Here is a 20,940-nt window from a genome sequence, read left to right on the forward strand (position 1 = left end):
CAAAAACCACGAATGATTATTGGTGTTCCTAAAGAAGTCAAAGACAACGAAGCACGAGTGGGCATTGTGCCTGCGGGTGTAAAAGCGCTGGTGGATGCCGGCCACCAGGTCCTCGTCCAAACCAAGGCGGGCGAGGGCTCTTCCCTGCCTGACAGCGACTATCAACATGCCGGCGCCGAGATCGTAGGCACGGAGAAGGAAGTCTGGGGCCGGGCGGAGATGGTGGTCAAGGTCAAGGAGCCGATCGCGCAAGAGATTGGGTTCTTCCGCGAGAACCTGGTGCTGTTTACGTACCTGCACCTCGCGCCCATTCCCGATTTGACCAACGAGCTGCTCAAGAAAAAAGTTACCGGCATCGCCTACGAGACCGTCACCGATAGACAAGGCACGCTGCCGCTGTTGACGCCGATGTCCGAGGTCGCAGGACGCATGTCGGTGCAGGTAGGCGCGACGTATCTAGAGAAAGAACGAGGCGGGCGCGGCGTATTGCTGGGCGGAGTCCCAGGAGTGCCGCCGGCGACGGTTACGATCATCGGTGGAGGCATTGTGGGCACGCACGCGGCCAAGATTGCCCTGGGCATGGGGGCCAACGTCACCATCATTGATCTAAATCTGAATCGGCTGCGCGAACTCGACGACATTTTTGGCGGACGCCTGCACACCCTGGCATCCAATTTTTATTCGATTGCCAAGTCCACCGCCGAGGCTGACCTGGTGATTGGCGGCGTGCTCATTCCCGGCGCGTCGGCTCCCAAATTGGTCACCAAACACATGGTCTCGAAGATGAAGAAAGGCGCCGTGATCGTAGACGTCGCCATTGATCAGGGCGGATGCGTCGAAACCGCCCGGCCCACGACCCATAGCAATCCTTCGTATGTCGTGGACGGCGTGGTGCACTACTGCGTGACCAATATGCCGGGCGCTGTGCCGCATACCTCCACGCTGGCACTGACCAACGCAACCTTCCCTTATGTCATGAAGCTGGCACAGCACGGTGCTGAGGCCGCCATCAAGGCCGATAGCAGCATTCGCGCGGGAGTGAATACCTATCAGGGCAATGTCACCTACGCCGCCGTTGCCCAGTCGCAAGGCAAGCCCTGGAAAGACGTAATGGCCTTGTTGGGATAAATTGTTTGCCGCAACGCGCCCGCCTGCGGCAGCGAAGAGGTGGCTCGGAACCATCGGCTCTTGTATCATGTTCGCTTTGATTCCTTTTCAGGAGCAGTGCCCAATGATTCGCCGAAGTATTCTTGTTTTGCTCGTTGTGTTTCTCGCCTCACTTTCTTTCAGCCAATCGAAAAAGCAAACTTCGCAGCAAGCATCAACGCAGACCTCAACGGGCGCGATTGATGAGAAGCTGTTCGGCGCAATGCGCTGGCGGCAGGTCGGGCCGTTTCGCGGAGGCCGCGTGCTGGCCGTTACCGGCGTCCCCGGCGAACCCAATGTCTTCTATTTCGGCGGGGCTTCCAGCGGGATTTGGAAGTCCAGCGACGCGGGCGCGAATTGGGAGCCGATCTTCGACAAAGAAGGGACCGCTTCCATCGGCAGCATCGCGGTCTCGTCCTCGGACCACAACATCATTTACGTTGGCACCGGCGAAGCCTGCATTCGCGGCAATATCACTTACGGCAATGGCGTCTACAAATCGCTGGATGGCGGCAAGAGCTGGAAGAACATCGGATTAAAAGATACGCAGCACATTGGCGCGGTTGTAATTGATCCCAAGAACGCGAACATTGTTTTTGTCGCGGCCCTGGGTCACGCCTACGGGCCGAATGACGAGCGCGGCATCTTCCGCACTACCGATGGCGGCGCCACATGGCAGAAGGTCCTGTTCAAGGACAGCAAAACCGGCGCCATTGACGTTGTGTTTGATCCGAACAACTCCAACACGCTCTTTGCCGCGCTGTGGGAGGTGGTGCGCACGCCCTGGAGTCTGAGCAGCGGCGGGCCGGGCAGCGGGCTCTACAAATCCACCGACGGCGGCAGCACATGGAAGCGCCTGGAAGGCCACGGTTTGCCGGCCGACATTATGGGCCGCATTGGGGTTTCTGTTTCTGGCGGGGATTCCAGCCGCGTCTATGCGCTGATCGAGGCCAAAGATGGCGGGCTCTATCGCTCCGATGATGCGGGCGAAAGCTGGATCCGCATGAACGAAGATGGACGCCTGCGCCAGCGGGCTTGGTATTTCAGCCATATCTTTGCCGATCCCAAATCAACCGACACGGTTTATCTGCTCAATACCGGAATGTTCCGCTCGACCGATGGCGGCCGGACTTTTAACCTGCTGCCGGCGCCGCATGGCGATCATCACGGCCTGTGGATTGATCCGGATAATCCGCAGCGCATGATCAACGGCAACGACGGCGGCGCAACCGTCTCCACCGATAACGGTAAGACCTGGAGCACGGAGTACAACCAGCCTACGGCGCAGTTCTACCACGTGATCACCGACAATCGCTGGCCCTACTACATTTACGGCGCGCAACAGGACAACTCAACCATAGCAATCAAGAGCTACGACGACGATGGCATTATCGGACGGCAGGATTGGTACGAAGTCGGCGGCGGCGAAAGCGGATACATTGCGCCTTATCCGCCCGATCCGAACATCGTCTATGCCGGGGCTGAGTATGTGACCACGCGCTTCGACAAACGCACCGAGCAGGCGGTGGATATCTCTGTGCTGCCGCTCGATCCCTCGGGCAACGGGGCAGAAAAGCTGGAGCACCGCTTCCAGTGGACTTCGCCGCTGTTTATTTCGCCCCACGATCCGAACACGCTGTACAACGCGGGCGAGATATTGTACAAGTCCACCGACGGAGGACAGAGCTGGAATGCGATCAGCCCCGACCTGACGCGTAACGATAAATCGAAGCAGAAGCCCTCGGGCGGGCCGATCACGCTGGATATCACCAGCGTGGAATACTACGACACCATCTTCGCCGCGGCGGAATCTCCGGTACAGAAAGACCTGCTGTGGGTGGGTACAGACGACGGCGTGGTGCAGGTCTCGACCGATGGCGGAAAGAACTGGTCGAATGTCACGCCCAAAGATCTACCCGAGTGGAGCATGATCAGCATCATCGAGCCTTCGCACTACGATGCGGGCACGGCTTACATCGCGGTGGACCGCCACAAGCTGGACGATTTGCATCCGTTTATTTATCGCACACGCGACTTCGGCAAAAGCTGGGCCAAGATCGCGAGCGGTATTTCGGAAGGCTCTTACGTCCGTTCGGTGCGCGAAGATCCGGTACGCAAGGGCCTGCTGTTTGCCGGAACCGAAACCGGCGTGTTCTTCTCAGTAGATGATGGTGGGAGCTGGCAGACGCTCAAGCTGAACTTGCCGCCCGTCCCGATTCACGACCTGACTATTCATCAGAATGATCTGGTTGCGGCCACGCATGGGCGCTCGTTCTGGGTGCTGGATAACATCACTCCGCTGCGGCAGATTGACTCGAGTTCGGCCAATGCGGAGATGATCCTGTACAAACCCCAGGCGGCGATACGCCTGCACTATCCCGATCAGATCGAGAAGCGTGGCCCGCTGGGCGACGATCCTCCGCTGGGGGCGATCATTGATTACTACTTCAAGACCGCTCCCAAGGACGAAGTCAAGCTGGAGATCCTCGACAGCAATGGCAAGGTGGTGCGTAGTCTCTCTAGCCATGAGAAGAAAGAATTTGAGCAGCCGCCGGAGTGGCCCGACCAGGTGAAAGAAGTCACCACCATTCCCGCTAGCGCAGGCATGAACCGCTATGCGTGGAACCTGCGCTGGGAAACGCCGGTCAAGATTCCAGGAGCTTTCTACAGCGGCACCGGACCTCGCGGCCCGCTTGCACTACCGGGAAACTATACCGTGAAGATCACAGTCGGAACCCAGAGCCAGACGCAACCATTTGAGATTGTGATTGATCCGCGGGTGAAGAACATCAACTCAGCCGACCTGCAAAAACAATTTGACCTGCAGATGCAGGTGCGGCAGGCAAACGCTGAGCTGCACCGCGCGGTAAACCAGATTCGCGAACTGCACGCCGCGCTGAAGGCGCTGCATCCAAGGCTGGAAACTGATCCCAAGTTCAAGCCGCTGCTGGAACAAGCCGACGCGCTCGACAAAAAAGTAACGCCGGTAGAAGAAGAGCTGATCCAGGTAAACATGAAGGGTTCAGAGGCGAATCTGGCATTTCCAGATATGCTTAATGAGCTGTTCGATAGCTTCACCTCAAGCCTTGAATCCGGCGATGGCGCCCCGACGCAGCAACAATATGAAGTTTTCAAGAAGCTGAGAGGAAAGCTTGATCAGCAACTCGAGGCCTGGAAACAGGTTTTGGCTTCCGACGTGCCGGCCTTCAATGAGCAGGTCAAGAAAACTGATATTCCGGTGCTTTACTTGCCTTCGGCTACTGGGGAGTAAGCAGCACAAATTGGAGGGCCGCTCCAAAACCATTTTATGCAACCACTTTAGTTTTCATCCTCAGGCCCGCCGGCAATTTGCCAGGCAAAGGCGAACGGTGTCTGGAAAGACGCGTTATTAATCTTTATCTTCTTCCAGCATCTTCTTGCCCTCGGCCAGAAGTTTCTTCTGCTCGGGGGTGACGGCGGGATATTTTAGATTCAGTGATTTTAATGTGGAGACGATCACATCGGCGACCACCACACGCGTGTACCACTTGTGATCGGCTGGGACAAAATACCACGGCGCCCATTCGGTGCTGGTGTGGTTGAACATGGCTTCGTAGGCGCTCATGTATTTGTTCCAATGCTTGCGCTCGGTCAGATCGGAGAGGGCAAATTTCCAGTTCTTCTCCGGGGTCTCGATGCGATTGAGGAGCCGTTTCTTCTGCTCTGCCTTGGATAAGTTGAGGGCGAACTTCAGGATGACCACACAATTGCGCTCGAGGTAGCGTTCAAAGTTGTTGATCTCTTCGTAGCGGGTCTTCCACAGGGCCTTGGTATCTTCACTGATGCCTTCCCTTTCCAGAACCTCGCGATGCACGCGCGCCACCAGCACCTCTTCGTAGTAGGAGCGGTTGAAAATCCCGATGAATCCGCGCTCGGGCAGCACCTTGTGGCCCCGCCACAGATAATCGTGGTGCAGTTCTTCTTCGGTGGGCTGCTTGAAGCTGGTCACGCGTACGCCCTGAGGGTTGATTCCCGACATCACATGCTTGATGACGCTGTCTTTGCCGGCGGTATCCATGCCCTGAAACAGAACCAGAAGCGCGCGTTGGCGGCAGGCATAGAGCACGTCTTGCAGTTCGGCCATGTGCTGGATGTCGGCCGCCAGTTTGCTCTCTGCATCCTCTTTATTTTTGAAGCCGTCGGTTGTGGCGGAATCATAGTCGGTAATCTTGATCTTCCCCGATGGAGGGATGCGGAATTGTTCGTAATTCATCTTTAGTGCGCTCCTTGGGACTGCGCTCCTTGGGCAGGTAATTGTCTCATTGAGCACAGCCGGGAAAGAAGAACTGTGTCAACACAAGATAGTTCTCAAGATTTCGACAGGCGATATTTTTTATAGTCTCAAAACGGCACTGACCCATTTTGGAATTCACAAGTGATATCAAAACCGCATTTTTGCAGTAATTTCATAGCCGTGTTTCCCTATCGTGTCGTCTAATAGTTATATCAACGTAAGTATCTGGATGTTACTTGTAAATTAGGAAGAACCTGTAACAGCAAGCAACGTCCACTCCAGTTTCTTCTTCAGTCGTGCGCGATTTTTGACCGGGCCTCATTGTAGTCAGCTTCAACTCGGCCTTCCGCGTACATGCAAGTTTTTGCCTCTCGGTCATTCATAGGATGTAGATGCTTCCAGGGACATTCCTGCCTTGCGCGGGATTATGTCCACACCAAGTAAACCCTTAACGGGCGCTACGGTGTAAAAAGCGCCCAGAAATGGAAGATTGAATATGCAACCCAGAAAAGTAATCAGCGGAGCTGCATGTATCTATAGATATTTATTGCTAGCTCTTTTGGCTGTCTCAGCGTTTTCCATCCCCAGCCATGCTCAAGCAACTACGGCACAATGTGTTTCAGTCGCCGTTCCAGCCGGTTGGGTCTCCATAGCCTATTCAACAGACTCTGCGTGTGGCTCAGGAATAAACAACAAAAGGACCATTGAAGACATTGCAACCATTCCTACGTACGGCGTGATGGTGCTGGCGTGTAGCGATGGCCTGCCGGTACCGCCCGGTTGGGGTATCAGCGATGGTAGGACGCAAAATTTTAATTGCGGCAGCTCTGGAAACAATCAACACACTCTTATCAACCTCAACAACGCACCGCAAGATGCAAGGACGCTTGTGTGCTTTAATAGCGCCATTCCTACAGGCTGGGTCATAACCGATACACCGACCGACAACACCGTTTGTGGTCAAGTAGGGTTTGGCAATCAACGGTCTATCCTCAATGTCAATATAGAGCCCTTCCACCAACAAGAGACTATTTGCAGTATCACACCGGCAATCCCCCCGGGATGGACGGTGATCAGCACAGGGACAAGCACCACGATGTGCGTAGGCAGGATCGGAGACACTGCGGCTATCGAAACAATACAAAACCAAAATAACCCACCACCCCCCGGCGATTTTTCAATCTGGGCAAGCCCGACATCCATTAGAGCCGTACAGGGAAGCAATGCCTCTTTGACTGTATTCATTGACCGCACGCAAGGGTTCAATGGGGCCGTCACATTAAGCGCTTCCGGATTGCCGAGCGGCGCCAGCGCAAGCTTCAATCCCAATGGCACAACCGGCAACTCTTCCACGATGACGGTAACGGCAAATGCGGGCATTCCGAGCGGAGGGTTCTCGGTGACTATTACCGGAGTAAGCGGATCTCTGAATCACAGCACGACGATCTCGGTAACGATCGGCTATCCCCGCATCGGCTACCTTGATAACAGTGGAAACCTCTATGTGAAAGAAGGCACGGTCCTTGCGCCTTGGGTTCTGGAATACACTGGCGTGACGCAGTTCGCTATCAATGGAAGCCGCATCGGAGTCATTGATGGCAGCGGCACCCTGCTCGTCAAAGAAGGAGACCTCACCGCTCCTTGGGTCACCGAAAACTATGGCATAACCCAATTCGCGCTCAATGGAAGCCGTATTGGAACCCTCGATGGCAGCGGCACCTTGAACGTCAAAGAGGGAGATCTCTCTGGTCCGTGGGTTACCGAATATTATGGCGTGACCCAATTCCAACTCAATGGAACTCGCATTGGCATCATCCCCAATGACGGCAGCAATGCCCTGCTAGTCAAAGAAGGAGACCTCACCAGCGGCTGGGTTGACGAATACAATGGCGTGACCCAATTCCAACTCAATGGAACCCGCATTGGCATCATCCTCAATGACGGCAGCAATGCCCTGCTGGTCAAAGAGAACAGCCTCTACGACCCCTGGGTAACTGAATACTATGGCGTAACTCAATTCCAACTCAATGGAACCCGCATTGGCATCATACCCAATGACGGCAACAATTCCCTGCTGGTCAAAGAAGGAGACCTCACCAGTGGCTGGGTTGACGAATACGATGGCGTGACCCAATTCCGGCTTGATGGAACTCGCATTGGAATCATCCTCAGTGACGGCAGCAACGCTCTGCTGGTCAAAGACAACACTCTCTATGACCCCTGGGTAACTGAGAGCACAAACGTGGCGCAGTTTGCACTTGATAACGGCAACCGCGTTGGGTTATTGCGGGTTGGTGGCAATCTTCTGGCCAACGAAGGGGGGCTATCTGCCGACCTCAACTTCGAGGCATCGGGCGTAACTCAATTCGCTTTTACTCACTAACAACAGGTTACTGGAGTGATGGCCCAGGTGATGCAACTATCACCTGGGCCTTTTTCGTCTCTGAAGGCGGCGACTGATTTGCATCAGGCCACGGCAGCAAGCTTGGGCATCTTTTGTTTGAGCTTCAGAACGGGCGCGAAAAGATCACCCGATTTTTCCACTCTCTTCAGCACTTGATCGGCGGTGAACAGCAACAGCTCGGGGTCTTGCTTTTTCAGGCAGCGCGCAACTTCATCCCAGATCACGGGAGTAGAAACCGTAGGATGCTCTTTGGCGCGCAACGAATAGACGCAGACGGTTGTCTTGTGCTGGTCGTTCTGGCTCCAATCCACAAAAACTTTGTTGGTCCGTAAAGACTTCTTCATCTCTGAAACGACCAATTCCGGATGCTCGCGCTCCAGCTTACGGGCCAGTTCGTGGGCAAAGGGCTTGGTCTGGTCGTAAGTAGCTTTGGTATTCAACGGCAGATAAACTTGCAATCCCTTGGAGCCGGAGGTCTTGGGAAAAATTTCAAGCTGCAGCGAAGTGAAAAATTCTTTCAGCCGCAGCGCGACCTGGCAGCAGTGCACGATGGTGGCAGGCGGTCCAGGATCGAGGTCGAAGACCATCATAGTCGGCCGCGAAACATCTTTGGCGAGCGAGAGCGAGGTGTGCAATTCGATATTGGCCAGGTTCGCCGCCCAGACCAGAGTGGCGACGTCTTGCGCCATGCAGTAATCCATCCAGCGCTGGTTGCCTTCGCTCCAGATGCGCGCGGTCTGGACCCAATCGGGACGATGCTTAGGACAGTTCTTTTCATAAAAAAACATGCCGCCCACGCCATTGGGATAGCGCTTCATGGTCAGCGGACGTCCGCGCAAGTGGGGCAGCAAAACCGGCGCGATGCGCATGTAATAGTCAATGAGCTCGCCTTTGGTGAAACCATCGGCAGGATATAAAACTTTGTCGAGATTAGAAACGCTTAACTTGCGGCCCTGGATTTCGATGATGGAAGTATTTTTCGCCATAGACAAAGTCCCGCTGGATTAGATGCGTCAGCCCCGAAGGATACTCCTCTTAATAAACAAGTTATCGCTTGCGGGCTCCGGACCCTACACGCCCCTTGTATTCAAACGTGGGTGTTGCCCAGCAATTGATCTACAAGTCGAGCAATGCAGACCAGCATTCCAAAACTTGAAGCCTGATACTCCTGATTAGACCCTAACCAAAAATTGAAAGTGAAAGGATGTTAGCTCATGAGATCACACACATTGCTGTGTTTCTTGTTCATTGTGCTGGTCTGCTCCGTTTCGGCGTCTGCAATCGCTGTCTCGGTTAGCAGCCCGGCAAACAACTCCAACATCACCTCTCCTGTAAACATCAGTGCATCGGCAACCCCTACTTCCGGTTTTGTCATTACCGGGTGGCACATTTATGTAGACAGCAACCTTGATTCGTACAGCCCCGGCGCTGTCAATGCAATCAATACCAATCTTACGATCGCCGATGGCACTCATACTGTCATTGTGCGCGCCTGGGACAGCTCGGGCGCGTTTGCCTCCCAGACTCTCAGCCTCACCGTAACCACATCCCCCCAAACCGTAACTATCACAGCTCCGGCGAATAATTCCAATCAGAACAATTCGGTGCTGGTGACCGCCTCCGCGGTCTCTCCATCGGCGATTGACCATCTCGAGGTCTGGGATGCAACCTACGGCGCCAAGCTCGGGGACTCGCCCGGAAATACGGTTAATACTGCCTACAATCTGGCCCAGAATGGGTCGCACACCATCGTTGTCCAATCGATCAGCAGTGGCACCTTCCAGATCCTGGCGAAGAGCCAGGTGATCGTGACAGTCAACGGAACTTCCTCGGGCTGTATCAACTCAGCAAACGTGTACTGCGACTTCGATAACTCTTCGAATGTATGGAGTGTGGACAAACGAGCTGCGCAGGGGCCGGGGTCCACTCAACCCGTGGTAGCTGGTTACAATCACCCCGACAACAAGTCCGTCAAGTTCTACGAGACGGACATCGGATACTCAAATGTACTCTTCGGCCAAGAAGCTCCCCAGTCTTCATGGAATACCTCCAGCGAGGAGGACTTCTGGACCCTGGACGAGTCTGTTAATGTGTTCAACCCTGCTGGAACCCAGGCTTTTGAGACCGATGCCCAGTATGTCTGGAAGAACGCGTGGACGATGTTCTACACCGAGTGCGACCTTACGCAGGGATACTGGAACGTCTACGGCGGGGATGTCAACGGCGGGGGAACCTGGCAGCCGCTCGACGGCACGACGAAAGATGCCAATAGCAATATACCTCCTCTGCTTACTTGTTCCCGCGACGGTAGTGACTCAATGAAGAATGGCCTGCAAGCGGGATGGCACCACATTGTGTGGAAGTTCCAGCGGTCGCCCGAGGGATTTGCGATTTTCCATTCTTTCGCCTTCGACGACAAGGCCGAGGTTTTGTTGAATAATTATGCTCCTACAACATTCCATCGCACCGTTACGTGCTGCGACGGCGACTTCGGCGCGCTGATCCAGTTAGGTGGTGTCTCAAGCAAGATATTTGACAACAATTCAAACATTTCTCGCGACATCGGCGTTAATGTCACCGCGCAGAAAGTGGCACACGACAACCATTTTTAAACCAGCACATTCTGGGGTAGTGCTACAGCTTCATTCAAGTTGTAGCACTGCCGGCCTCAGCAACATGTTGGCATTGTCTTAATTCGCGATTCAATTCCCGGATACCACCGGTCGAATCTTTTGTGAAATTGAGGTGTGGCAATGATTCGCTGGAAAATCGATCATATCCTCAGTGACGTGTCTGGGTGATGAGAGCCTCCATGTTTTGCATACGTTTTCGCTTCGCGCCCGGCTTACACACTCTTAAGTGCTTGAAATCCTCCGCTGTCCTTGTGGAAGTGCCCAGTTCCCCGCGAATCGTTGTCAAAGTCGAGCAATGCAGACCAGCTTTCTGAAATTTGAAGCCTGATACTGCTGATTAGACCCTAACCAAAAATTGAAAGTGAAAGGATGTTAGCTCATGAGATCACACACATTGCTGTGTTTCTTGTTCTTCGTGTTGGTCTGTTCCGTTTCGGCGTCTGCAATCGCTGTCTCGGTTAGCAGCCCGGCAAACAACTCCAACGTCACCTCTCCCGTAAATATCAATGCATCGGCAACCCCTACTCCCGGTTATGTCATTACCGGGTGGCACATTTATGCAGACGGCGTTGATTCCTACAGCTCCGGCGCTGTCAATGCAATCAATACCAATCTTACGATCGCCAATGGCACTCATACTGTCGTCGTGCGCGCCTGGGACAGTTCGGGCGCATTCGCCAGCCAGACCCTGACTCTAAACTTTGTGGCCCAGGGCGTCACCGTGAGTGTCAGCTCACCGTTGAACGGCGCAACTGCTTATTCGCCTGCCCACATTAACGCCAACGCCATTTCGGCCAACCCCATCACCGGATGGCACGTCTACGTTGACAGCGTTGACTCGTTCTCCGGAGGTGCGGGCAGTACACTGAGCGCCGACGTGCTCATGAGCGTGGGTTCGCACACCGTAATCGTTCGCGCCTGGGACAGCACTGGCGCGTTGGGCTCCCAGACTTTCAGCCTCACTGTGGCGTCTCCGGGAGTTGGGGTAGCGGTGAGCTCTCCCGCTAACAATGCCACGGTGGCATCGCCGGCGACCATTCAGGCGAGCGCCACCTCTCCCAATACAATCATCGCCTGGCATGTCTATGTGGACAACGTGGATTCCTTCAGCGCCGGCCAGACCAACTCAATCTCAGCCAGCCTGGCATTGAGTCCGGGCACGCATACCGTGATCGTCCGCGCCTGGGACAGCACCGGAGCCTATAACAGTCAAAGCCTTACCTTGACGGCAACCAACGTAGTGCAAGTGACCCTGACCACGCCCGCCAATAATTCCAGCGTTAGTTCACCGGTGGCCTTGCAGGCATCGGCCACTTCCGGAAATGGGATCGTCGGCTGGCACGTCTACGTGGATAGCGTGGATTCCTACACCGCAGGCGCAGTCAGCTCGATTAACCCAAGTCTGGTCATGGCGAACGGGCCACATACGATCGTGGTACGCGCATGGGATAGCGGCGGGGCCTCCGGCGACAAGACCATCACCGTCAACGTTCTGCAACCCGGCGTGAATGTAGTGGTGAGCACTCCGGCCAATAACTCGACCGTGAGTTCGCCGGTAACCATCCAGGCATCGGCGACATCCACCAACGCGATTGTGGGATGGCACATTTACCTCGACAGTGCCGATGTATTCAGCCAGAGCAACATCAGCGCCATCAACACCAGCGTGAACGTGGGATCCGGCTCGCACACCTTGGTCGTCCGCGCCTGGGACAGCAGCGGGAGCTTCGGCGACCAGACTCTCACTTTCTCGGTCGGCGGTACTCCTCCCCCTCCGGGTGGAAACTATACGCTGATTGATGACATCAACCCCTGGCTGCAATGCCTGAACGGATGTGGCGATCCCGGCGGGACCGGGCCGCAACCCGTAACCAGCCAAAGCCTGGTCGCCTCGCCCAACAACAGCGCCGACGGGTTCTCGCACTTGTTCTCGATCGGCGGGACCGCAGTTTACGCGGATTCCTACTGGTACGTAAACCGGACTGCGACCTCTACGCCGGCCATGCCTTCGGCACTGGTGACACAACAGACCTACTCGTTTGACTTGCTGATTCCCTCCGGGCAGGAGAACAATCCGCAAGCCATCGAATGGGAAACGCAGCAGCAGTTTCAGGGCACGGTCTACAACACCGGATGGCAGGCCCTGTATGCCGGAATCAGCGATCCGACCAAGATGCAGATGCGCACCTTCCAGTGGAGCGACAAGACCTGGTACGACACGGGAATCCTGGTGCCGCGCTTTACCGCGGACGCCTGGCACCATGTGCAAGTGGATGAACATGTTTCGGGAACGACCATCTTTTTCGATGACATCATTATCGATCAAACGAGATATGTTCCCACGATTCCCAGTGGAGCCTCGCACCAGGCAATCTTCACAGGCTTCAGTGCGGCATTCAACAATGCCTTCCAACTCGACCTGAACTTCAGGGCCGACCCATACACCGTCTACATTGACAACATGACAATTACATACTCTACCAACTGAACTCACGGCCGGGCAGGAGCGTGGCTCACCACGCCTCCTGCCAGGGTCGGTCATGGGCCGCTTCGTCACTGGACCGAAGCTGCGGCGCCGGCGCTATCTCCCATTCCGATTCTGCGCTCCTGCCTTCTATACTCTATTCACGGAAAACAATTTGAGCCTGTCCAATAGAATTCATCCATATACTTCTTAATATCCATGACGAAAATCCTGCTTATTACAATCACCGGCGATGACAAGCCCGGACTTACCAGCGCCTTTGCCCAGGTGCTGGCGGAATCAGAGGCCATCCTTGTGGATATCGGCCAGGCCGTGATTCACGATGCGTTGGCGCTCGGGCTGATGGTCAGGATCAATTCCACGAGCAACATCAAAGGCGTGGAACATGCCATCCGGGAAAAAGCACGCGCACTAGGGGTAACGGCGCGCATCAGTCATATCTCGGAAGAGCACTATCGCGATTGGGTGCGGAAGCAGCATAAGCAGCGTTTTATCGTGACCTTGCTTGCGCCGCAGATCACGGCAGAGCAACTGGCGATTGTGACCGGTGTATTTTCCACGCACAACCTGAACATTGACATCATGGACCGATTGTCAGCGCGCGCTTCTGCCAGCGACCCAGGTGAGCCGCGCATGTGCATCGAGTTCACCATCTCGGGCGATCTGGTAAGCGCGGTAGAGCTGCGACGCACTCTGCTCACACTCGCCGACCAGCAAGAGTTCGATATTGCCGTGCAGGAAGACTCCATCTTTCGCCGCAACCGCAGGCTGGTGGTCTTTGATATGGATTCCACGCTCATCCAGATGGAAGTGATTGACGAACTGGCGCGACTGGCTGGAGTGGGCGAGCAAGTTTCTGCCATCACCGCTGCCGCCATGCGAGGAGAGCTGGATTTCAACGCCAGCTTTCGCAAACGCTTGAATTTGCTGAAAGGGCTTTCGGCCGATGTGTTAGAAGATGTCGCGTCGAGGCTGCCGATCACGCCCGGCGCGCACCGGCTGCTGCGGACTCTCAAGGCGCTGGGATACAAAACGGCGATCCTCTCCGGCGGGTTTACTTGCTTTGCCCAGAAGCTGCAAAGCGAGCTCGGCTTTGACTACGTTTACGCCAACGAATTGGATATCGCCGATGGTTTGCTTACAGGGGAGCCGGCGGGAGAGATCATTAATGGAGCGCGCAAGGCCGAGTTGCTGAAGCAGATTGCCGAGCAGGAAGAAATCTCTCTGGAGCAGACAATCGCCGTGGGAGATGGCGCCAACGATCTCCCGATGTTGAGCGTCGCCGGGCTAGGAGTGGCCTTTCATGCCAAGCCTTTAGTTCGCGGGAAAGCAGAACACTCGATCTCGCGCATGGGACTGGACGCGTTGCTGTATTTACTCGGTCTTCGAGATCGGCACATGGAAAGCGGTTCTCGGTTCTCCACGGCAAGCCGGGACAGGTCAGTTCTCGGTTCTCAGAAGGAGGATTAAGTGGGTACTTCTTCGCCAGTCCTACCGGAAACACAATGAGACGAATATTGGCCGTTCTTGGATCTGCGCTTTTTCTCGTCATCGCTCCGGGCGGTGTTGCCGGGCTCGTGCCCTGGTGGATATCACGCTGGCGGATGCAAGCTCCCTTGCTTGGCCTTCCACCCATTCGCTTTGCCGGTGGGCTCTTGATCGCGGCCGGTCTTCCGGTGCTGCTGGATTCGTTTGCCCGCTTTGCGCTCAAGGGCTTGGGAACGCCAGCGCCGGTCTTCCCAACCCGTCACCTCGTGGTCAGCGGGCTCTATCATCATGTACGCAATCCTATGTACGTTGCGGTGGTTTCGTTGATCTTTGGCCAGGGGCTGCTGCTGGGAAATCTGCGGGTCATCGAGTACGGGTTTTCCGTCTGGCTGGCGTTTCATCTGTTTGTGTTGCTGTATGAGGAGCCCACATTGCGCTCAACTTTCGGAGATGAATATAAGGTCTTTTGTGCCAATGTCCCGCGATGGATTCCGCGCCTTAGACCGTGGAGAACAAGCGAGCAGCAAAAGTAAATGTTTTTCTTTTCGCGGCAGTCTGAAGGATGTTGGCAATCCACCCGCTAGCTCCGAAAATGGTCTAAGATGTCTGAGATCGAGATACAAAGTATAGAGATTCGGTTGACACGTATGTCTCCAATCTGCTTGGGGATATCTGCCGCATAGGCGCAGGTGCATTGACATGCTGTGCTCCTAACGCTTACCTTGAACTCTCTCGTACGTCTTGAGGTGTTATGAAACGTCTGCTTGTTTTCTTCTCTTTCCTTGTCTTGTTTGCCGCTTCCGGCAGTCTTTGCGTGGCCCAGGACATGGCCTCCTTTGAAAAACGGGTAACTGTAAAGAAGCTGGCCAACGGGCTCACGGTGGTGATCTGTGAGAGGCCTGAGGCTCCTGTGGTCTCGTTCTTTACCCACGTGGACGTGGGTGACGCACAGGACCCCAAGGGCCAGACCGGCCTGGCCCACATGTTTGAGCACATGGCCTTCAAGGGCACCGACAAAATTGGCAGCACCAACTGGCCCGCTGAAAAAGCGGCCCTGCAGAAGGTAGAGCGCGCCTACCAGGAGTATGACCGCGAGCGCATCAAAGAGGTCGGCCGCGATGAACAAAAGATTGCCGCCGCCAAGAAAGCCTGGGAAGATGCCCGCGACGAAGCGGAGAAATACGTAGCCGTAAATCAGTATGACGAAATCCTGGAGCGCAATGGCGCTGAGGGCATGAACGCCAACACCAGCATGGATGAAACCCAATACTATTATTCCCTGCCCTCTAACCGCGTGGAGCTTTGGGCTTACATGGAATCGGAGCGCTTTCTGCATCCGGTGATGCGCGAGTTCTACAAGGAGCGCGACGTGGTGTACGAAGAGCGGCGCATGCGCGTGGATAGCAGCCCTATCGGACGGCTGGTGGAGCAGTTCCAGGCTGCGTCATTCGTGGTGCATCCTTATCACAATGAAGGAATCGGCGATGCCTCAGAAATCACCAGTTTTTCTGCCAGCGACGCGCAGCAATTTTTCGACAAATACTACGTGCCTGCGAACATGGTGATCGCGATTGTCGGCGACGTGACGCCCAAGCAGGTCATGCCGATCGTCGAAAAATATTTTGGCCGGCTGCCGGCCAAACCCGCACCCGAGCCCCTGCATGTGGTTGAGCCTCCGCAGCGCTCCGAGCGTACGGTTACGGTGTTTGACACTGCACAGCCGATTTACCTGGAAGGCTACCACCGGCCTGACTTCCGCGATCCCGATGACGCCGTGTATGACGTCTTGTCTGACCTGTTCTCCAACGGCCGCACCTCCCGCCTTTACCGCGCCCTGGTACGTGACAAGAAGATTGCCGTGGAAGCAGAAGGATTCACCGGCTTCCCGGGTGTCAAATACCCCAGCTTATTTGCTTTCTACGCCATTCCCAGCCGCGGACATACACCCGCGGAGTTGCAGGCGGCTATCCACGAAGAAATTGACCGCATGGTCAATCAGGATGTAACCGACGAAGAGCTGCAAATGGTAAAGACGCGCGCCAAGGCTGACCTGATTCGCGGGTTGGCCAACAACGATGGGCTGGCCCAGCAACTCGGGGTTGTGCAAGCTTACTATGGCGACTGGCGCGAACTCTTCCGCCAGGTGGACCGCATTGAAAAGGTGACCAAGGCCGACATTCGGCGGGTAGCAGCCAAGACCTTTACCCGAGAAAATCGCACGACCGCCGTGCTGGAAAACAATGCTACGGCAGCCAATGCGACATCGTCGAATTCCAAATCAGGAGCAAAGCAATGAACTTGCAGAATCGAACAGTGCGTACGTTGTTGAGTGGAGTTCTTTTGCTGCCCGTTCTTTTGTTGCCCCTGGCAGGAGCGGCACAAACACCGGGAAAAGATGCGTCATCTTCGACGGCGCCAGAGAAGAAACTGTCTGTCGCCACCACAGATGAAAAGAAAGTGGAAAAGAAAGATACAACGGCGGCCCCCAGGACTGCAGCCAAACCCTGGGAAAGAATTACATTTCCGCCACTGCACGCATTTCATCCGCAGCACCCCAAGCGGATCGAATTCTCCAACGGCCTGGTGGTTTTCCTGCAGGAAGACCACGAATTACCGCTGATTGACGGGACCATTCGCATTCGCGGTGGTTCGCGCGATGAACCCGCTGGCAAAACCGGTCTGGCGAGTGTTTATGGACATACATGGCGCCTGGGTGGCACCACCAGCAAAACCGGCGATGAACTTGACGACTTTTTAGAAGCACGCGCAGCTAAAGTCGAAACCTCGAGCACCGTGGATTCCTCGCTTCTTTCCTGGTCGTGCCTGAAAGAAAACTTTGACGATGTGCTGAAAATCGCAGCCGATGTGCTGGAGCATCCTGAATTTCGGGAAGACAAGCTCGACTTGACCAAGAAACAGATCTCGACCGGGATCTCGCGCCGCAATGATGATCCTGAATCTATTGCCTCGCGCGAAGCCAACAAACTGGCCTACGGCGCACAGAGCCCATACGCCAGGACCGCAGAGTATTACACCATTGCCGCCATTACTCGCGCCGATCTGGTGGATTGGCACAACCAGTTCGTTCATCCCAACAATATGATCCTGGGCGTAGTAGGGGATTTTGACTCTACTGCCATGGAAGCCAAACTGCGCCAGGCTTTTGGCGACCTACCGCGTGGACCGGAAGCCGAACGCGATCCCAAAGTTGCAATTGATCCGGCCTCGCCCGGAGTCTATTTCGTCGAAAAAGACGACGTTGACCAGAGCACGATTGAGATGGTGCACCTGGGAATTCGGCGCGACAATCCGGATTATTATGCGATTTCGGTCATGAATGAGATTCTTGGCGGCGGATTCTCCAGCCGGCTGGTTGCTAACTGCCGCACCAAGCAGGGACTCGCATACGGAGTCGGGGGCGGGGTTGGGGCCTTTTATGGCCACGTTGGGACCTTCCGCGTTTCCATGGGCACCAAGAGCAGCACCACAGGCGCGGGCATTGACTGCCTTTACGGCCAGTTGGATGACCTGGAAAAGAAGCCGGTGACCGAGGCTGAGCTCAAGCGCGCCAAAGACACGATCTTGAACTCATTCATCTTCCAATTTGATGACAAAGACAAAGTCCTGCAGGAGCAGATGGTCTATGAATACTTTGGCTATCCTGCTGACTTTCTGGAGCGCTTCCCCGCCAACATTAAAAAAGTGACGGTAGATGATGTGGAACGGGTGGCGCTCAAGTATATCCACAAAGACCAGTTGAAGATGCTGGTGGTGGGCAACTCTAAAGATTTCGACCGCGATCTTTCCACTTTTGGGAAGGTCAACAAGATTGATATCACCATCCCCGAAGCGCCTCCCTCGGCTGTTTCCGCCAGCGCAAAGCCGGCGGCCACGAATCCGGAAGGTAAGGCCCTCATCGCCAAAGTCGCCACGGCTCTCGGCGACAAGAAAAAATTGCGCGCCGTGAAGTCCATACGGCAAACCATCACCAGCGTGCGCAAAACCCCGCAGGGCGATATCTCATTGGATATTGACCAGACCATCGTCTATCCCGATCAGGTCTATGTGAAGGCGAAGACGTCAATGGGCGAAATGACCACCGTAATCACGCCGCAAAAAGCCTCCATGGACATGGGAGGCCAGCATCGCGACATGCCCTCGGCCATGCGCGACGAAAACCTGAAGGTGATCAGGCGCGACCCCATCTACATCTTGCAGCATGCCGGCGATTCCAAATACACCTTTACCGCTTCGGGCGACGATACCATCGAGGGAGTGCAGACGAAAATCCTGGCCATCAATGCCGATGGAATTGAGGTGAAGTGGTATGTAGACCCCAGCAGCGGCCATCTGCTGCGGGCGGCATTTCACACGCAAACCATGCAAGGACCAGCCGAGCGCGTAGTGGATTACTCCGATTGGCGCGACGCCAGCGGGCTCTCGCTGCCTTACAAACGAACGGTAACGGAAAACGGAGCGACATCGAGCGAAGATACCATTAAGTCGATTGAGTTGAATCCTGTGGTGGATCCCAAGTTGTTTACGCCGTAGTAGAGATTGGGTAATTGTAATTGGTTATTTGGTTAACCATTTCCCGTTTTGGGACTTCAACCCATGATTTGCACTTTTGCACGGTCTCTGCGAGACGCAAGAACTCTCGCGAGAGCGTCACGCAGTGCAACTGTGTCTCCGGCTGGAACCAGCATAAGTTTCTGATGCTTCTCGATCCCGCATTCCGGCGAAGCAATCACGGGAATGCCGGCCGCCAACGACCGCAGCAGCGGACGCGGAGCGTTCTCGACAAATGCCGGCTGAACCACCACGGCAGCCTGATCTAACCAATCTGGTGCGGCCTGGGCGAGCGTGCATCCCTCCCAAAACTTCCCAGATTCGAGCAGACTTCCGAGAACTACGAGTTTTTGAAGCGAACCTTGCAGTGCCTCGCGCAACTCGTATGCGCCTTTGCGGGCAACAGCAGGTCCGGGGAAAACAATGCATGAGCCGGGCTGATGCCGATGCGCGACCTTGGGCAGCTTCCACGCCAGTCTCGTGGTCTTGCGGGGAAACATGCCGGCCAGAAATGAGTGTGGGGTAATGATGCTCTCAGCGTGTTCCAGAGCTTCGGCTTCGGCCTCGACCATCCATGCCGGCGCCCGGAATTCCTGGAAGGTCTTGCGCTCTGGAAATCTCGCCGCCAGATCGTCGAGTCTCCTGTGCAGTGCCCGCAAGGGCATGCGCGTCATGAACACGCGAAACTCCCTGCCTCCCAGGTCGCCCCTTCGCCATAAGAACGGCAGCAGCGATTGCGCTACATAGAGATGAGAGGTCTTCATCGAAAGTCTTTTGCCGTAATACTCCGCCAGCTTCTGCGAGCGTTCCAGTTGCACTGCGATGGGAGGCAAATTTCTGAACTCTCCTGCACGCGTTTTGGCTGAAGAAAGAACTGTTGGCAACGTTGCGGCAACGATCCGTGAATATCCATCGCAATTCCAGTTATATCTCTGCCGCTGCAAGAAATTCGAATGCATGGGCAGAAACAATTCATCTGCATCCCGCCTGGTCTGTTGCGCAAATTCTTCAAACTCCGGCCAGCACTCTTCGATCAGGAATGCCGCGTTGCCGGCTGAGATGGAATTTTTGGCCTTCACATTGCGAAAACAACTTTCTACTGCGCAATCTGTGCATGTATTGATCCGGATGCTGGGGCGCCCCGCCGGCCGATGTTCGTTCATGCGCAGCAAACCATGCTTGCCGCGAAAAGTAATGATCAGTTCATCCCGGGAAAGCCGGGCGGTTATGAGGATGTCTTGCTCCGGACGAAAGCGAAGATCAACGTAGTTCCAGAAAATCGTAGCGTCTCTTCCCTGCGCGGCCGCAGAGCCAGGAACAGCCGCCGTGTGGGCGTGCCGCTCGACGATCTCGCAGCCCGTCCTCAGAGCTATATCGTACAAAGCGTTGGAGAGCTGGCACAGACCACCGCCAACGGTAGGAATCAAACAGCCCTGACGAAGCTCGCGGCCGGTAGCGTAGCCCTCAGACTTTGTGGCTTTGCCAATCTGCTGCCAAAAGCTGAACAACTGGTTTGCAGGCACTTCAACCAGATGCAACCGGCTACAGGCCCGGCGCAGATTCTGTACCTTTCCAAGTTGAAGGGATTGCTCCACCGAACTCTCAGCCGTCCACAGAGGCGACCTGGTTTCAGTAAGTAAGAGGGGATAATCCGTCAGCTTGCCCGCGGCAAGAGTGTGTAAAGGCGCACGCAGGTCTGTGGCAAAGCGCACACAACGCAGTACTGCCGCTTTGGCCGCAAAGATAGCCGCTGAAATACGGGTTGGTTCTTCGGAGTGCAATCGGTCTACCCCATGTGCCATAAAAATGTGCCGTAATCCCGGCATTTCGCTGCTGTAACCAGCTAATCAGTGTTCCCCCGGCCACGATCGCCGCCGTTGCTGCAATCACGCGCCGGAGTTGTGAATATCCTCACTGCAGAAATAAGCAATTGGGATTCCAC

General features: G+C 55.3%; 12 protein-coding genes. 9 read left to right on the forward strand and 3 right to left on the reverse strand.

Going from position 1 to position 20,940, the window contains the following annotated elements:
• Positions 1-12 precede the first annotated feature (12 nt).
• Both ald and VK738_15800 read left to right on the forward strand, forming a co-directional pair.
• Positions 13-1,128 carry an alanine dehydrogenase gene (gene ald, locus VK738_15795; GenBank protein ID HTD24121.1) on the forward strand — a complete coding sequence of 372 codons (1,116 nt, stop codon included), beginning with the start codon at positions 13-15 and terminating at the stop codon, positions 1,126-1,128.
• Positions 1,129-1,231: 103 nt separating this feature from the next.
• Positions 1,232-4,417: a hypothetical protein gene (locus tag VK738_15800; protein ID HTD24122.1), complete on the forward strand. Its 3,186-nt coding sequence runs from the start codon at positions 1,232-1,234 to the stop codon at positions 4,415-4,417.
• A 117-nt stretch (positions 4,418-4,534) separates the two neighbouring features.
• On the opposite strand, the gene VK738_15805 is transcribed toward VK738_15800, so the two are convergent.
• Positions 4,535-5,398, reverse strand: coding sequence for a polyphosphate kinase 2 family protein (locus VK738_15805; protein ID HTD24123.1), 864 nt, complete (start codon positions 5,396-5,398; stop codon positions 4,535-4,537).
• A 1,252-nt stretch (positions 5,399-6,650) separates the two neighbouring features.
• Here VK738_15805 and VK738_15810 point away from each other — a divergent pair.
• Positions 6,651-7,802: a hypothetical protein gene (locus VK738_15810; GenBank protein ID HTD24124.1), complete on the forward strand. Its 1,152-nt coding sequence runs from the start codon at positions 6,651-6,653 to the stop codon at positions 7,800-7,802.
• An 83-nt stretch (positions 7,803-7,885) separates the two neighbouring features.
• Here the strand turns inward: VK738_15810 and ligD are convergent, their stop codons facing one another.
• The gene (gene ligD, locus VK738_15815; protein HTD24125.1) at positions 7,886-8,809 is read right to left on the reverse strand and encodes a non-homologous end-joining DNA ligase; all 924 of its coding nucleotides are present in this window, start codon (positions 8,807-8,809) and stop codon (positions 7,886-7,888) included.
• A 228-nt stretch (positions 8,810-9,037) separates the two neighbouring features.
• Between ligD and VK738_15820 the strand changes: the two genes are divergently transcribed.
• The 6 genes from VK738_15820 to VK738_15845 all read left to right on the forward strand — a co-directional run bounded on the left by VK738_15820 (position 9,038) and on the right by VK738_15845 (position 18,980).
• Entirely contained in the window at positions 9,038-10,435 is a 1,398-nt protein-coding gene (locus tag VK738_15820; protein HTD24126.1) for an Ig-like domain-containing protein, read from the forward strand.
• Positions 10,436-10,835: 400 nt separating this feature from the next.
• Positions 10,836-12,944, forward strand: coding sequence for a hypothetical protein (locus VK738_15825; protein HTD24127.1), 2,109 nt, complete (start codon positions 10,836-10,838; stop codon positions 12,942-12,944).
• A gap of 195 nt (positions 12,945-13,139) precedes the next feature.
• Entirely contained in the window at positions 13,140-14,411 is a 1,272-nt protein-coding gene (gene serB / locus VK738_15830; GenBank protein HTD24128.1) for a phosphoserine phosphatase SerB, read from the forward strand.
• 35 nt (positions 14,412-14,446) lie between these two features.
• Positions 14,447-14,962 (forward strand): isoprenylcysteine carboxylmethyltransferase family protein, encoded by a 516-nt coding sequence (locus VK738_15835; protein ID HTD24129.1) that lies wholly within the window; start codon positions 14,447-14,449, stop codon positions 14,960-14,962.
• 218 nt (positions 14,963-15,180) lie between these two features.
• Positions 15,181-16,725 (forward strand): pitrilysin family protein, encoded by a 1,545-nt coding sequence (locus VK738_15840; GenBank protein HTD24130.1) that lies wholly within the window; start codon positions 15,181-15,183, stop codon positions 16,723-16,725.
• Positions 16,722-18,980, forward strand: a complete 2,259-nt coding sequence (locus VK738_15845; protein HTD24131.1) for a pitrilysin family protein — start codon at positions 16,722-16,724, stop codon at positions 18,978-18,980. Before VK738_15840 ends, VK738_15845 begins: the two co-directional genes overlap by 4 nt.
• 56 nt (positions 18,981-19,036) lie before the next feature.
• Here VK738_15845 and VK738_15850 read toward each other — a convergent pair whose 3' ends face one another.
• On the reverse strand, positions 19,037-20,824 hold the full coding sequence (locus tag VK738_15850) for a VanW family protein (protein ID HTD24132.1): 1,788 nt from the start codon (positions 20,822-20,824) through the stop codon (positions 19,037-19,039).
• Positions 20,825-20,940: the final 116 nt, after the last annotated feature.

Source organism: Terriglobales bacterium, from assembly GCA_035487355.1.
GTDB lineage: Bacteria > Acidobacteriota > Terriglobia > Terriglobales > Acidobacteriaceae > QIAW01.

Coding starts and splice junctions, on each gene's coding strand:
- serB (HTD24128.1), top strand. CDS start 13,140: ATGACGAAAATCCTGCTTATTACAATCACCGGCGATGACAAGCCCGGA.
- VK738_15825 (HTD24127.1), top strand. CDS start 10,836: ATGAGATCACACACATTGCTGTGTTTCTTGTTCTTCGTGTTGGTCTGT.
- VK738_15805 (HTD24123.1), bottom strand. CDS start 5,398: ATGAATTACGAACAATTCCGCATCCCTCCATCGGGGAAGATCAAGATT.
- VK738_15850 (HTD24132.1), bottom strand. CDS start 20,824: ATGCCGGGATTACGGCACATTTTTATGGCACATGGGGTAGACCGATTG.
- ald (HTD24121.1), top strand. CDS start 13: ATGATTATTGGTGTTCCTAAAGAAGTCAAAGACAACGAAGCACGAGTG.
- VK738_15820 (HTD24126.1), top strand. CDS start 9,038: ATGAGATCACACACATTGCTGTGTTTCTTGTTCATTGTGCTGGTCTGC.
- VK738_15800 (HTD24122.1), top strand. CDS start 1,232: ATGATTCGCCGAAGTATTCTTGTTTTGCTCGTTGTGTTTCTCGCCTCA.
- VK738_15840 (HTD24130.1), top strand. CDS start 15,181: ATGAAACGTCTGCTTGTTTTCTTCTCTTTCCTTGTCTTGTTTGCCGCT.
- VK738_15835 (HTD24129.1), top strand. CDS start 14,447: ATGAGACGAATATTGGCCGTTCTTGGATCTGCGCTTTTTCTCGTCATC.
- ligD (HTD24125.1), bottom strand. CDS start 8,809: ATGGCGAAAAATACTTCCATCATCGAAATCCAGGGCCGCAAGTTAAGC.
- VK738_15845 (HTD24131.1), top strand. CDS start 16,722: ATGAACTTGCAGAATCGAACAGTGCGTACGTTGTTGAGTGGAGTTCTT.